At 67.2% G+C, this 11,528-nt stretch carries 15 protein-coding genes; 8 read left to right on the forward strand and 7 right to left on the reverse strand.

Annotation, left to right across the window (positions count from 1 at the left end; translation table 11 throughout):
- The first annotated feature begins 11 nt into the window (after positions 1–11).
- Both VER16_RS02260 and VER16_RS02265 read left to right on the forward strand, forming a co-directional pair.
- Positions 12–344, forward strand: coding sequence for a hypothetical protein (locus tag VER16_RS02260; RefSeq protein ID WP_324805247.1), 333 nt, complete (start codon positions 12–14; stop codon positions 342–344).
- A gap of 45 nt (positions 345–389) precedes the next feature.
- Entirely contained in the window at positions 390–1,025 is a 636-nt protein-coding gene (locus VER16_RS02265; protein ID WP_324805249.1) for a glutathione S-transferase family protein, read from the forward strand.
- 94 nt (positions 1,026–1,119) lie between these two features.
- Here the strand turns inward: VER16_RS02265 and arsC are convergent, their stop codons facing one another.
- From arsC to VER16_RS02280, 3 genes are all read right to left on the reverse strand, one after another.
- A complete protein-coding gene (gene arsC / locus VER16_RS02270) occupies positions 1,120–1,461 on the reverse strand; it encodes an arsenate reductase (glutaredoxin) (RefSeq protein ID WP_324805251.1) in 342 nt (113 codons plus the stop codon).
- Complete coding sequence (locus VER16_RS02275; protein ID WP_324805253.1) at positions 1,461–2,615, reverse strand: phospholipase A; 1,155 nt, start codon at positions 2,613–2,615, stop codon at positions 1,461–1,463. Before VER16_RS02275 ends, arsC begins: the two co-directional genes overlap by 1 nt.
- Positions 2,616–2,737: 122 nt before the next feature.
- Positions 2,738–3,223 carry a DUF456 domain-containing protein gene (locus VER16_RS02280; RefSeq protein ID WP_324805254.1) on the reverse strand — a complete coding sequence of 162 codons (486 nt, stop codon included), beginning with the start codon at positions 3,221–3,223 and terminating at the stop codon, positions 2,738–2,740.
- A gap of 237 nt (positions 3,224–3,460) precedes the next feature.
- On the opposite strand from VER16_RS02280, the gene VER16_RS02285 reads away from it, so the two are divergent.
- Positions 3,461–3,670 carry a cold-shock protein gene (locus tag VER16_RS02285; RefSeq protein WP_108765608.1) on the forward strand — a complete coding sequence of 70 codons (210 nt, stop codon included), beginning with the start codon at positions 3,461–3,463 and terminating at the stop codon, positions 3,668–3,670.
- 73 nt (positions 3,671–3,743) lie between these two features.
- Here the strand turns inward: VER16_RS02285 and VER16_RS02290 are convergent, their stop codons facing one another.
- Both VER16_RS02290 and VER16_RS02295 read right to left on the reverse strand, forming a co-directional pair.
- Positions 3,744–4,238 (reverse strand): glycine zipper 2TM domain-containing protein, encoded by a 495-nt coding sequence (locus VER16_RS02290; RefSeq protein ID WP_324805257.1) that lies wholly within the window; start codon positions 4,236–4,238, stop codon positions 3,744–3,746.
- Positions 4,239–4,368: 130 nt separating this feature from the next.
- Complete coding sequence (locus VER16_RS02295; protein WP_324805258.1) at positions 4,369–4,803, reverse strand: hypothetical protein; 435 nt, start codon at positions 4,801–4,803, stop codon at positions 4,369–4,371.
- Between the two features lie 78 nt (positions 4,804–4,881).
- Between VER16_RS02295 and VER16_RS02300 the strand changes: the two genes are divergently transcribed.
- Positions 4,882–5,697, forward strand: a complete 816-nt coding sequence (locus tag VER16_RS02300; protein ID WP_324805259.1) for a tRNA threonylcarbamoyladenosine dehydratase — start codon at positions 4,882–4,884, stop codon at positions 5,695–5,697.
- Positions 5,698–5,732: 35 nt separating this feature from the next.
- Here the strand turns inward: VER16_RS02300 and VER16_RS02305 are convergent, their stop codons facing one another.
- The gene (locus VER16_RS02305) at positions 5,733–6,506 is read right to left on the reverse strand and encodes a TatD family hydrolase (protein WP_324805260.1); all 774 of its coding nucleotides are present in this window, start codon (positions 6,504–6,506) and stop codon (positions 5,733–5,735) included.
- The gene (locus tag VER16_RS02310; RefSeq protein WP_324805262.1) at positions 6,503–6,718 is read right to left on the reverse strand and encodes a DUF6116 family protein; all 216 of its coding nucleotides are present in this window, start codon (positions 6,716–6,718) and stop codon (positions 6,503–6,505) included. The genes VER16_RS02305 and VER16_RS02310 overlap by 4 nt, the downstream gene beginning before the upstream one ends.
- A gap of 163 nt (positions 6,719–6,881) precedes the next feature.
- Between VER16_RS02310 and VER16_RS02315 the strand changes: the two genes are divergently transcribed.
- The 4 genes from VER16_RS02315 (at position 6,882) to VER16_RS02330 (ending at position 11,528) form a co-directional block, all read left to right on the forward strand.
- Positions 6,882–7,721, forward strand: coding sequence for a glycine zipper 2TM domain-containing protein (locus tag VER16_RS02315; RefSeq protein WP_324805263.1), 840 nt, complete (start codon positions 6,882–6,884; stop codon positions 7,719–7,721).
- A gap of 106 nt (positions 7,722–7,827) precedes the next feature.
- Positions 7,828–8,370: a GNAT family N-acetyltransferase gene (locus tag VER16_RS02320; protein ID WP_324805264.1), complete on the forward strand. Its 543-nt coding sequence runs from the start codon at positions 7,828–7,830 to the stop codon at positions 8,368–8,370.
- Between the two features lie 84 nt (positions 8,371–8,454).
- Positions 8,455–9,114, forward strand: a complete 660-nt coding sequence (locus VER16_RS02325) for a glutathione S-transferase family protein (RefSeq protein WP_324805265.1) — start codon at positions 8,455–8,457, stop codon at positions 9,112–9,114.
- A gap of 134 nt (positions 9,115–9,248) precedes the next feature.
- On the forward strand, positions 9,249–11,528 hold the full coding sequence (locus VER16_RS02330) for a transketolase C-terminal domain-containing protein (RefSeq protein WP_324805266.1): 2,280 nt from the start codon (positions 9,249–9,251) through the stop codon (positions 11,526–11,528).

Raw genomic sequence — 11,528 nt, forward strand, 5'->3', positions numbered from 1 at the left:
GGGAGTGTCCAATGTCATTGTTTCGATGCCTTGCGCTGTTGTGTGTTGTTTCCCTTGCCGCCTGCAGCAGCGGCGGCGATCTGTACGACGGCGCACCCGGCAACAACGCCAGCGCGCAATGCGTGATGGCGTGCCAGCAGTACCGCAATGCCTGCCTGGCCCGTTCGGATTCGGACCGTCGTTCAACCTGCGATGCGCAGGCGGCGAGCAGGTGCGACCGGATCAAGGATGACGAGCTGCGGCGTTCCTGCATGTCCCAGGCGCAGGCCTGCATGGACCAGTCGCCGCTGATCAGCTGCAGCCAGAACGCGGACAGCTGCATGGCGTCCTGCGGTGGTGGCTGAGCCATTGGGCGCATAATCGGCGCTTCCCGCAACCGGAGTCGTCGCATGCGCACTACGCTGTATGGGTCTGTCAGCACCGCCTCGCTGGTGGTTCACTGGCTGTTGATCGAACTGGGCATCGAGCATGAGCTGGTGCTGCTGGATTTCGACAAGCATGAGCACAAAGCCGCGCCGTACCTGGCGCTGAACCCGGCTGGCGTGGTGCCGACGCTGATGATCGATGGCCAGGTGCTGACCGAGGCGGCCGCCATTGCCCTGTACCTGGCCGACCGCCATCCGGAAGCAGGCCTGCTGCCGGCGCCGGGTACGCCTGCACGTGGCGCCGCCTATCGCTGGATGTTCTGGTGTGCCAACACCCTGCAGCCCGCCTACCGCGCGTGGTTCTACCCGCACGAAGCCGCGGGTGAGGAAAACGTGGCCGCGACCCAGGCGATGGCCCGCCAGCGTCTGGAGGCCGCCTGGCAGCAGATGGCCGACCATCTGCAGGCCCAGGGGCCCTACGTGCTGGGTGATTCGCCCAGTGTGGTCGACTTCATGCTGGTGATGCTGATGCGCTGGTCGCGCAACATGCCCACGCCCACCGACAGCTGGCCGGTGCTCAAGGTGCATGCGCAGCGGCTGAAGGCGCGCCCATCCTTCGCTGAGACCTACCGCCGCGAAGGCATCACCGACTGGCGGTAACCCGTTCTGTAGAGCCGAGCCATGCTCGGCTTCATTCATGGGGTGCCCGTGAACAGCAGCCGAGCATGGCTCGGCTCTACCCAAGCAGGGCGGGTTACAGAAGTTCCAGCACGATTTCCGGCGGCCGGCACAGGCGCGTGCCCTTGGGGGTGCGCACGATCGGGCGGTTGATCAGGCGTGGGTGCTCGGCCATGGCGGCCAGCAGGGTGGCTTCATCGGCACCGGCCAGGCCCAGTTCGGCGAACTGGGCTTCCTTGCTGCGCACCAGGTCGCTGGCGGCCAGGCCGGATTCGCCCAGCACTGTGCGCAGTGTCGCTACGTCAGGCGGGGTGCCCAGGTAGTCGACCAGCACCGGCTCGATCCCGGCGGCGCGGATCAGCGCCAGCGCGCCGCGCGAGTTGCTGCACGCCGGGTTGTGCCAGATCGTCACTGCCATCAGAACCACTCCAGCAGCGATACACCCACGCCCACATAGGTCGCCTTGTGGTTGTAGTCGATCATGCTTTCGCCATAACCGTCGAAGACCTGGATGTGGCCGCGCAGCAGGTTGCTGATCGGGAAGCCGTAATCGAGCTGCAGCGCGCCGTGCGAACGGTCACCGGTGCGCAGCGAATGGCGTGCCATCAGCGCTACTTCATGGCCATTGCGGTTCCAGATCAGGGTCGCGTCGCCGCGGCCCATGTAATCCTCGATATCCGGGTTGTTGTCATCGCCGCGCGACTCGGGAATGCGGTACCACGGGCGCAGCACCAGTGCCCAGTTCTCGCGGTCCAGGCCGATGTTGAGCATCACCCGGTTCCAGCTGCGCGAGAGCGGATCGGCGCGGCCGTTGGACTGGTGGTTGAGGCTGATGCCGGTCATCCGCCCACGCCAGCCACCGATCGAATAGCCGTTGCGGAACACCATCATCACTTCCGGCTCGTAATTGGTTTCACGGAACGGACGCGAGTTTTCGGCGTTGTAGGCCTGCCAGCGCGAGCTTTGGGTGTAACCGGCCCAGATGTCACCGTTGTCGCCGAACAGATTCTCGGCAATCTTTGTCTTGAAGCTGATCTGGAATTTAAGTTCGGTGCTGTCCAGCACCTGCGGCGTGGTCACGCTGTTGGCCGGGTTGGGCGACTGCGGCATCTGGTTCTTGTCGCTGGTCCAGAATGCCGGCAGCAGGTAGACCGGCTTGTAGGCGCGCAGCTGGAACGGGCCCAGCTTGGAATCCTCAGCCAGCTCCCAGCGGCTGTCCAGCAGTGAACCGCGCCCGGCATTGGCCAGGGCGCTGTCATCCGGTGCCGGGCGGAAGATGTCGCCCACGCGTGCGCGCAGGTTCTCCTCACCCTGGCTCAGGCGTGCGGCGCGGCGCTGTTCACGCAGGGTCTGGGCGGCCTGCTGGGCGGCGGCATCGGCTTCTGCGGTGGCCTGGGCATTGCGGCCGAACAGGCGGTCGTAGCAGGACAGGCGCGCCGCATCGGTGTCGATCGCGGCGCAGCCGGCCGGCGTGGTGGTCGCCGTTGGCGCGATTTCCTGCGCGGCCAGGGGCGCGCTTGCAAGGGCGAGGGCCAGGGGCGCGAAGCGGGGGAGCAGCGTGGGGAGGGTCATTGCAGCAGGCCCTTCAGAGAATGAATACGGGAAGACGCACAGTGTGGCGGCTGCCCGCGGCAACGGCCAGCCCTTCGGTTTATGCCCGGCGCAGGTGTGCGCGTGGCGTGAAGGCCACTGCATCACAGGAACCAGGCGAAGGCGAACAGGCCCAGCATGGCGATCACCACGGCCAGTTTCAGTGCCAGCCCCAGCAGGATGCCCAGCCAGGTCGCCAGGCCGACCTTGGTTGAACGGCCCAGTTCGCGCGTGTGCCAGTACTCGCCCAGCAGCGCGCCGAGCAATGGACCAGCGAACAGGCCCACCGGCATGAAGAACAGGCCGACGATGCTGCCCACGAAGGTGCCCCACAAGGCCTTGCGGCTGGCGCCCACCCGTTGTGCGCCGACCACCGTGGAGAGCACATCGACCAGCAGGGACAGGGCGGTGAGGATGCCGAGGGCCAGCAGGGTCGGCCAGCCGACATGAGCGAAGCCGTCAGCCCATGCCGCGCACAGCAGGCCGATGAAGACCAGGGGCACGCCGGGCAGGGCGGGGAGCACGATGCCGGCAATTCCCACGAGGACCAGAACGGCGGCTAGCAGATACAAGATGAATGAGAGGTCCATGCTGTCCCGTATGGTGGCCTTTTTGGGGTTGACAGTGAAGGATTTTGCCAGTTGCTTTTTCGTTTTGGTCGGGTTAAGTTGCAGACGCTGAGCTTGGCAAGGTCACCGTGGATCGTGGCCTGATGAAGCAAGATCTCTTCGATCCGCTGCATCGTTGCACCTCGCTTCCCCCTTGCTTGTCAGCCGCCCAACCAGGCGTATCCAACAACAAGAGAGAGTCACCAGGGAGTGAGTGAGATGTCTGATCGCGAGACCGGTACCGTCAAGTGGTTCAACGATGCAAAGGGCTTCGGCTTCATCAGCCGTGAAAACGGCGAAGACGTGTTCGTGCATTTCCGTGCCATCCAGACCCAGGGCTTCAAGAGCCTGAAGGAAGGCCAGAAGGTCACCTTCACCGTCGTGCAGGGCCAGAAGGGCCTGCAGGCCGACGCAGTGCAGCCGGTCTGATCCGACCGCAGTGCATCGCACGAAAAAGGCCCGCGCAAGCGGGCCTTTTTCATTGCCGGTGGCGCCTGCCGGATCAGCGCAGGACAACCCGGCCGTTGACCACGCGGACGTAGGTGTTTTCGCGGATGCCGGCCAGATCGCGCTGGTTGACCACGATGGTGCGGCCATCATCCATGCGCACGGTGATGTCGTAGGTATCGCTGGTTACGTTCTTCTGGATCTGGTTGCCGGCGAGGGCGCCACCGACCGCGCCTGCGGCGGCGGCGACATTCTTGTTGCCGCGGCTGCCACCGGTGTGGTCGGAGATTTCATGCCCGGCCACGGCGCCGACGATGCCGCCGAGGATGGCACCGGTCGCGCTGGGCGCGGTGCGGCCTGAGGCGACCGTATTGATCTGGGTCACGATGCCGCAGTCGGCGCAACGCCCCTGGTTGTAGCCGTTGTTGCCATAGCCGCCATTGTTGTAACCGCCATTGTTGTAACCACCACCGCCGTAACCGGGCGAGGTGGCGCAGCCGGCCAGGGCAAGCGTAGCGATGGCGCTGGCGGCGATGAGCTGGATCTTCATGGGGCGTCTCCTGGCCGTGAAGGCGGGTGGAAGGGGTGGTACTGCGTCATGCAGCAGGGTGATCGAATCGTCCACTTTTCAATGTGAACGAGGTGCCAATCGCGTCCATCTTCCCCGGCTGCAGGATGAATCAGCGGAAGTCCTGGTGGCAGGCGCGGCAATCGTCCTGCAGCGTCTGCACCACCTTGGCCAGGGCGGCACAGTCGCTGGGTGGCGCGGCCAGCGCGGCATTCAGGCTGGCCCGGTACTGGCTGGCATGCTGCTGGAAGCGCGTATCGTCCTTCAGCTTGGGAAACGCCAGGTCGAGGTCGTTGGACAGCAGCCGCAGCGACTGCAGGCGCGGCTGGCTGTCGGCCAGGCTGCAACGGTTCTGCTGCTGGGCCTGCTGCAGCAGTTCCGCCTGCCGCTGCATGACGTGCATCAGGCTGTGCGGGAAGGGATCGCGGCCGGCCTGCAGGGCGCGGCCGACCATGATCGTGGCGACCAGGCCGATCAGCAGGCCCAGCCCGAGCACGAACAGGTAGCGTTGGGCGGCGGAGGGACGGCGGGATGGGCTGGCGTTCATGCGTGCGCTCCTGGCGTGCAACGGTGGGTTCACGGCAGCCCGCTATGGCCGCCGTTGCCTGCACGTTAAAATAGCGGGATGAACGAACAGGTCAAACAACGCTTCGCCGGCATTGAACGGCTGTATGGCGTAGGTGCGCTCGAGCGCCTGCAGGGCAGCCGCGTGGCGGTGGTGGGCATGGGCGGCGTCGGCTCGTGGGTGGTGGAGGCCTTGGCCCGTTCGGCGGTCGGCCACCTGACCCTGATCGATGCCGATGACATCTGCGTGTCCAACACCAACCGGCAGCTGCCGGCGCTGGAAGGCAACTACGGCCGCAACAAGTCCGAGGCGATGGCCGAGCGCTGCCGCGCGATCAATCCGCAGATCGAGGTCGATGCCGTGCAGGCCTTCCTGACCACCGGCAACATGGCCGAACTGCTGGACCGGGGCTTCGACCTGGTCATCGATGCCTGCGACAGCTTCCGGGTGAAAGTGGAGACCATCGCCTGGTGCCGCCGCCGCAAGCTGCCGCTGCTGACCGTGGGCGCGGCCGGTGGACGTACCGATCCGACCCTGGTGCGCATCCGCGATGTGTCCCGCACCGAGCACGACGCGATGCTGGCGCTGATCCGCAAGAAGCTGCGCAGCGAATTCAACTTCCCGAAGAACGCCAAACGCTATTTCGGCGTACCGGCGGTGTATTCGCTGGAGAACGTGAAGTACCCGCAGGCCGATGGCAGCGTCTGCGGCCTGCGTCCGAACCTGGGCGCCGACGCAGCGCTGAAGCTGGATTGTGGCGCCGGGCTGGGCGCAGCGACCCACATCACCGGTGCGTTTGCATTCGCTGCGGTGGGCAAGGCGCTGGAGATGCTGCTGGAACCAAAGAAGGTCAAGGCCGAAGCCGCCGAGGTTTGACCGGCAGCGCCGGACCATGCCCGGCGAAACGGCGATCAGGCGGCCGGCAGCGCGAACAGCCGCCGGGCGTTCCCGCTTGTCACCTGTGCGATGGTCTGCACGTCGGTACCGCGCAGCGCGGCCACGTGGCGGGCGATCACCGACAGTCGCGCCGGCTCGTTGCGCTGGCCACGAATACCGGCATCGGGCTGGTCCGGCGCGTCGGTTTCCAGCAGCAGCTGTTCCAGTGGCATCTCGCGCACCAGCCTCTGCAGGCGCTGCGCGCGTTCATAGGTCAGCGGCCCGCCGAGGCCGAGCAGGAAGCCCAGCTTGTCCAGCTGCGCGGCCTGTTCTGGGCTGCCGGGAAAACTATGGACCACCCCGCGCAGGCCGCCGATGCGGCGGATCGCGGCGATCACCGCGTCCACCGCGCGGCGCGCGTGCACGATCACCGGCAGGTCGAAGTCGCGCGCCAGCTTCAGCTGGCCGATGAAATAGTCCTGCTGCGCCTCCGCGTCCAGTCCCTCGACGAAGAAATCCAGGCCGCACTCGCCGATCGCGTACGGGCGCTCGCGCTCGATCCAGTCGCGCAGCTGGTCCAGGTGTTCAGGACGATGGTCGGCCAGGAACATCGGGTGCAGGCCGTACGCGGGGTACAGCCCGGCCGCCTGCTGGCAGACCTCGCGCAGCTTCGGCCAGCTGGCGGCGGTCACCGCCGGCACGATCTGGGCCTGCACACCGCCCGCACGGGCGCGCTCGATCACCGCCGTGCGGTCGGGGTCGAATTCGCTGGCGTCCAGGTGGCAATGGCTGTCGATCAGCATGTTCAACGCTGTTCCAGCGGTGGTGGCGTTGCCGTACTGCGGTTCTTCCAGTTGGCCAGCAGCAGGGTGCCCAGGCCCAGTACCAGTTCGTCCACGAACGGAAGCGGATCAGGGATGACCAGCGTCAGCGCGAACAGGCCGGCGGTCAGCTTGAACAGGGTGGGGTAGCGCAGCCGGCGTGCCCATTGCAGGACCGGCAGCAGCATCGGGTTGGCCATGGCGGGGTTCCTCGTGGGCGAGGTGCAAACGCTACCACGGACCCTGCATTTCCCGATGCTGAATGGGTTACGGCCGTGAGTACGAATTGTGGAGATTCCGTTCAGGCAGCGCATGCTGCAATCTGCATCGAGAACGTTGCGGACGGTCCGCAGGGAGCAGGTCATGAAAAGCACAACTACAACTGTCCTGGTCGCAGCAGGCGCGCTGCTGGTGGGTGGCATCGCAACGGCCGCCTTCATGAAGAGCGGTGACAAGACCCCGGATGCACTGGGCGCCGCGAATCCTTCGGAATCGCGCCTGGTCGATGGCAGCGCTGCCGATGACGGCGCGCGCGGTGACGCGGTCGATGCCTCGGCACCGCGCGGCCTGGAATACGCCGACGTGCTGAAGGTCGACCCGCTGACCGAGAAGCAGAAGGCCTACGCGACGGTCATCGGCACCGAGCCGGTGCGCGAGACCTCCACCACCCAGACCCCGCATGAAGTCTGCGAGGACGTGGTGGTGCAGGAGCGCCTGCCCGAGCGTGACGGCAACGTCGGCGGCACCGTGGTCGGCGCCGTGGTCGGTGGCCTGCTGGGCAACCAGGTGGGCGGCGGCAACGGCAGGAAGGCTGCCACTGCAGCCGGCGCCGTGGCCGGTGGCATCATCGGCAACCAGGTGGACAAGCGCCACGTGGGGGGCCGCGTGGTCAACCGTACCGAGCGCCAGTGCCACACTGAAACCGCGACCTCCGAGTCGAGTCGCGTGACCGGTTACAACGTGACCTACCGCAACGAAGACGGCACCACCGGTACGATGCGCATGGCCAGCAAGCCCGGCACCCGCATCCCGATGGGCACCAACGATGTGGTCAAGGGCTACAACGTGACCTACCGCTACGATGGCGCCGAGAAGACCGTGCGCATGGACAACAAGCCGGCCAGCGACCGCCTGCCGGTGGTGGACGGCCAGCTGGTCACGCAGACCGCTGCGGCCGGTGACGCAGCGGCCAACCGCCAGTAACGCGTTGCCTGCAGCATGTTTACGACAGGCCGGCGTTTGCCGGCCTGTTTCGTTTGCGCGGGTTGATCGACGATGATGGTCGGCCATCGCATCCTGCAGGAAACCCATGAGCATCTTCGACCTGCGCATCGAAACCGAGCGGCTGATCCTGCGTCCGCCGCAGGCCCAGGATCTTGAGCCCTACCTGGCCTTCTGCGCCGATGAAGAGGTGATGCGCAGCCTTGGCGGGGTGCAGCTGCCATCAGTGGCCTGGCGCAGTTTCTGCAGCCTGGCCGGGGCCTGGCAGCTGTTCGGCTATTCCATGTTCAGCGTCATCGAGAAATCCAGCGGCGAATGGGTCGGCCGCATGGGCCCGTGGCAGCCGCTGGGCTGGCCGGGCCCCGAGGTCGGCTGGAGCATCCGCCGCGCAAGCTGGGGCCGTGGCTATGCCCCCGAAGCCGCCGTGGCTGCGATCGACTGGGCATTCGAAACGCTGGGCTGGGACGAGGTGATCCACACCATCGCCGAGGACAACGAGAAGTCGAGGGTGGTCGCCCGCAAGATCGGCAGCAGCCTGCTGCGCATGGGCAAGTTGCCGCCGCCCTATGAAGGAGAGCCGCTGCAGATCTGGGGCCAGTCGCGCGCGCACTGGCAGCAGCGCGGGCGCTGATGCTGCATCCGCGCTTGGCATCGGCCGGCATGCTTGCCAGACTGCACGCAGCCGGCCGTCGGCCGGGGCTTTCGGGAGCAGGCAATGGTGGACGAGCGCGTTCCGTTGACGGTGCATGGCATGTCGGTGTCGGGCAACTGCCACAAGGTGCGGCTGCTGCTGGAACAGCTGGGCAGCCGTTACCGCTGGGTGGAAGTGGACAGTGCGCATGGGCAGACCCATTCGCCTGAATTCCTGGCCCTCAACCCGAACGCGAAGGTGCCGCTGATCGTGCGCGACGATGGCCGCGTGCTGACTGAATCCAACGCGATCCTGTTCTGGCTGGCCGAAGGCACGCCGTACCTGCCCAGCGATGGCTGGGAGCGCGCACAGGCGCTGAGCTGGATGTTCTTCGAGCAGTACAGCCACGAACCGTGCGTCGCGGTGGCGCGCTTCATCCGTGGCTGGACCGCACTGGATTCCCCGCGCCGGGCCGAACTGCCGCGCCTGCACGAGCGCGCGGCCACGGCGCTGGCGGTGATGGAGCAGCATCTGCGGCAGGCGCCGTGGTTCACCGGCAACGAGTACGGCATTGCCGACATCGCGCTGTTTGCCTATACCGATGTTGCCGCCGACGGTGGCATCGACCTGCAGCCGTTCGTGGAAGTGCGCGCCTGGCTGCAGCGGGTGCGCGAGCAGCCACGGTTCGTGGCGATGCCGGCGGTTACGGCCGAGGTACGTGCACGCCTGGAAGGGCGCGGGTAGAGTCGAGCTTGCTCGACTGCTCTGCAAGCCAGTCGAGCAAGCTCGACTCTACCCAGCGGCAGTCGAGCTAGCTCGACGCTACGGAAGCTGGGCCGCGAAACCGCGGAATGCAACAACGACACGGAGGGTGTTCGATGTTTGCTGTGGTTCCCGATCCGATCCCCGCACGCATGCGCGTGCTCAACCGCGCCGAAGTGTGCGACGTCAATTTCCTCGAGGCGGTGCGTGGCTGGCGCGGCCTGCCGCGCCCGAAGCCGGCGCCGGATGCGCCGATCCTGCCGGGCAGCACGCTGACCGCAGCGGCGTTTGCCGAGCTGTTCGATTCGCAGCTGGCCAGCCGCCAGCTGGACCTGATGGCACGCGTGCTGCGCGTGCAGAACAAGGTCTTCTACACCATCGGCTCGTCCGGGCACGAAGGCAACGCGCTGCTGGCACGGGCTTGCCGGCATACCGATCCGGCGTTCCTGCATTACCGCTCCGGCGCCTTCATGGCCGAGCGCGCACGGCAGGTGCCGGGCCTGGATCCGTTGCGTGACGCGGCGCTTTCGTTCGCCGCCAGCGCCGACGACCCGGCCAGCGGTGGCCGCCACAAGGTATGGGGCAGCCGCCCGCTGTGGGTGCTGCCGCAGACCTCGACCATCGCCTCGCACCTGCCCAAGGCGCTGGGCACCGCGCTGGCCATCGAAAGCGGCAAGCGCCTGGGCCAGCCGCTGCCGATCCCTGCCGACAGCATCGTGCTGTGTTCCTTCGGCGATGCCTCGGCCAACCACGCTACCGCGCAGACCGCCTTCAACACCGCAATGTGGTCGGCCTACCAGAAGCTGCCGGCGCCGATCCTGTTCGTCTGCGAGGACAACGGCCTGGGTATTTCGGTGAAGACCCCGGATGGCTGGATCGCCGAGCGCTTCAGCCGCCAGCCGGGGCTGGACTACTACTACGCCGATGGCCTGGACCTGGCGGCGGGCCATGCGCAGGTGCAGGCCGCGGTGGAGCATTGCCGGCGCACGCGTCGGCCGACCTTCCTGCACCTGCGCACCACGCGGCTGATGGGCCATGCCGGCACCGACTTCGAAGTGGAATGGCGCGCGCTGGCCGACCTGTGCGCGGCCGAGGCCCAGGACCCGTTGCTGCGTTCGGCGCAGATCGCGCTGGAATCGGGCTGGATGGATGCGGCGGGCATCGAGGCCGCCTACGAGACCCTGCGCGCGCGCTGCCTGTCGGCGGCGGCCGACGCCGAAGGGCGGCCGAAGCTGCAGTCGCTGGATGAAGTGGCCGCACCGCTGGCGCCATACACGCCGGCGGCGGTGATGGCCGAGGCGCAGCGCCCGGTGCCGACCGAGGCGCGCGAGGCCCTGTACGGCGGTGCCGATGCGCTTCCCGAGCGGCAGCCGCCGCGGCATCTGGCGGTGCAGATCAACCACGCCCTGCAGGAACTGCTGTGCAAGTATCCGCAGGCGCTGTTGTTCGGCGAGGACGTGGCGCAGAAGGGCGGCGTCTACACCGTGACCAAGGACCTGCTGCGCCGCTTCGGGCCGCGCCGGGTGTTCAACACCCTGCTGGACGAGACGATGATCCTGGGCATGGCCCAGGGCCTGGCCAACATGGGCCTGCTGCCGATACCGGAAATCCAGTACCTGGCCTACCTGCACAACGCCATCGACCAGCTGCGCGGCGAGGCCTGTTCGCTGCAGTTCTTCTCCAACGACCAGTTCCGCAACCCGATGCTGGTGCGGGTGGCCGGCCTGGGCTACCAGAAGGGCTTCGGCGGCCACTTCCACAACGACAACTCGATCACCGCGCTGCGCGACATTCCCGGCCTGGTGGTGGGCTGCCCGTCGCGCGGCGACGACGCGGTGATGATGCTGCGCACGCTGGCGGCGCTGGCCCGGGTGGACGGCCGGGTGGCGGTGTTCCTGGAGCCGATCGCGCTGTACATGAGCAAGGACCTGCACGCGCCCGGCGATGGCCAGTGGCTGTTCGACTACCCGGCGGCGGGGCAGGCGCTGGTGCTGGGCGAGGGCCGGGTCTACGCGCCCGACGCCGATGACCTGGTGGTGTTCACCTATGGCAATGGCGTGCCGATGGCGCTGCGCGCGGTGCCAGCCATCCAGGCGCAGACCGGCTGGCAGGTGCGGGTAGTCGACCTGCGCTGGCTGGTGCCGCTGGATGCCGGTTTCATCGCGACCCAGGCCGCCACGGCGCGTCGGGTGCTGGTGCTGGATGAGGGCCGGCAGAGTGGCGGGGTGGGCGAGGGCGTGGTCACCGCCCTGGTCGAGGCCGGCCATGGCCACCTGCCGCTGCGCCGGGTCTGCGGTGCCGATACCTATACGCCGCTGGCGGGGGCAGCAATGTTCGGGCTTCCAAGCGACAATGCGGTGATTGGCGCCGCCCTCGACCTGGCGCAGGAACCCTGA

This window comes from Stenotrophomonas sp. (genome assembly GCF_035634915.1).
Classification (GTDB): domain Bacteria; phylum Pseudomonadota; class Gammaproteobacteria; order Xanthomonadales; family Xanthomonadaceae; genus Stenotrophomonas.

Excerpts from the sequence above, each read along its gene's own strand:
- VER16_RS02260 (WP_324805247.1), top strand. The coding sequence starts at position 12 with ATGTCATTGTTTCGATGCCTTGCGCTGTTGTGTGTTGTTTCCCTTGCC.
- VER16_RS02265 (WP_324805249.1), top strand. The coding sequence starts at position 390 with ATGCGCACTACGCTGTATGGGTCTGTCAGCACCGCCTCGCTGGTGGTT.
- arsC (WP_324805251.1), bottom strand. The coding sequence starts at position 1,461 with ATGGCAGTGACGATCTGGCACAACCCGGCGTGCAGCAACTCGCGCGGC.
- VER16_RS02275 (WP_324805253.1), bottom strand. The coding sequence starts at position 2,615 with ATGACCCTCCCCACGCTGCTCCCCCGCTTCGCGCCCCTGGCCCTCGCC.
- VER16_RS02280 (WP_324805254.1), bottom strand. The coding sequence starts at position 3,223 with ATGGACCTCTCATTCATCTTGTATCTGCTAGCCGCCGTTCTGGTCCTC.
- VER16_RS02285 (WP_108765608.1), top strand. The coding sequence starts at position 3,461 with ATGTCTGATCGCGAGACCGGTACCGTCAAGTGGTTCAACGATGCAAAG.
- VER16_RS02290 (WP_324805257.1), bottom strand. The coding sequence starts at position 4,238 with ATGAAGATCCAGCTCATCGCCGCCAGCGCCATCGCTACGCTTGCCCTG.
- VER16_RS02295 (WP_324805258.1), bottom strand. The coding sequence starts at position 4,803 with ATGAACGCCAGCCCATCCCGCCGTCCCTCCGCCGCCCAACGCTACCTG.
- VER16_RS02300 (WP_324805259.1), top strand. The coding sequence starts at position 4,882 with ATGAACGAACAGGTCAAACAACGCTTCGCCGGCATTGAACGGCTGTAT.
- VER16_RS02310 (WP_324805262.1), bottom strand. The coding sequence starts at position 6,718 with ATGGCCAACCCGATGCTGCTGCCGGTCCTGCAATGGGCACGCCGGCTG.
- VER16_RS02315 (WP_324805263.1), top strand. The coding sequence starts at position 6,882 with ATGAAAAGCACAACTACAACTGTCCTGGTCGCAGCAGGCGCGCTGCTG.
- VER16_RS02320 (WP_324805264.1), top strand. The coding sequence starts at position 7,828 with ATGAGCATCTTCGACCTGCGCATCGAAACCGAGCGGCTGATCCTGCGT.
- VER16_RS02325 (WP_324805265.1), top strand. The coding sequence starts at position 8,455 with ATGGTGGACGAGCGCGTTCCGTTGACGGTGCATGGCATGTCGGTGTCG.
- VER16_RS02330 (WP_324805266.1), top strand. The coding sequence starts at position 9,249 with ATGTTTGCTGTGGTTCCCGATCCGATCCCCGCACGCATGCGCGTGCTC.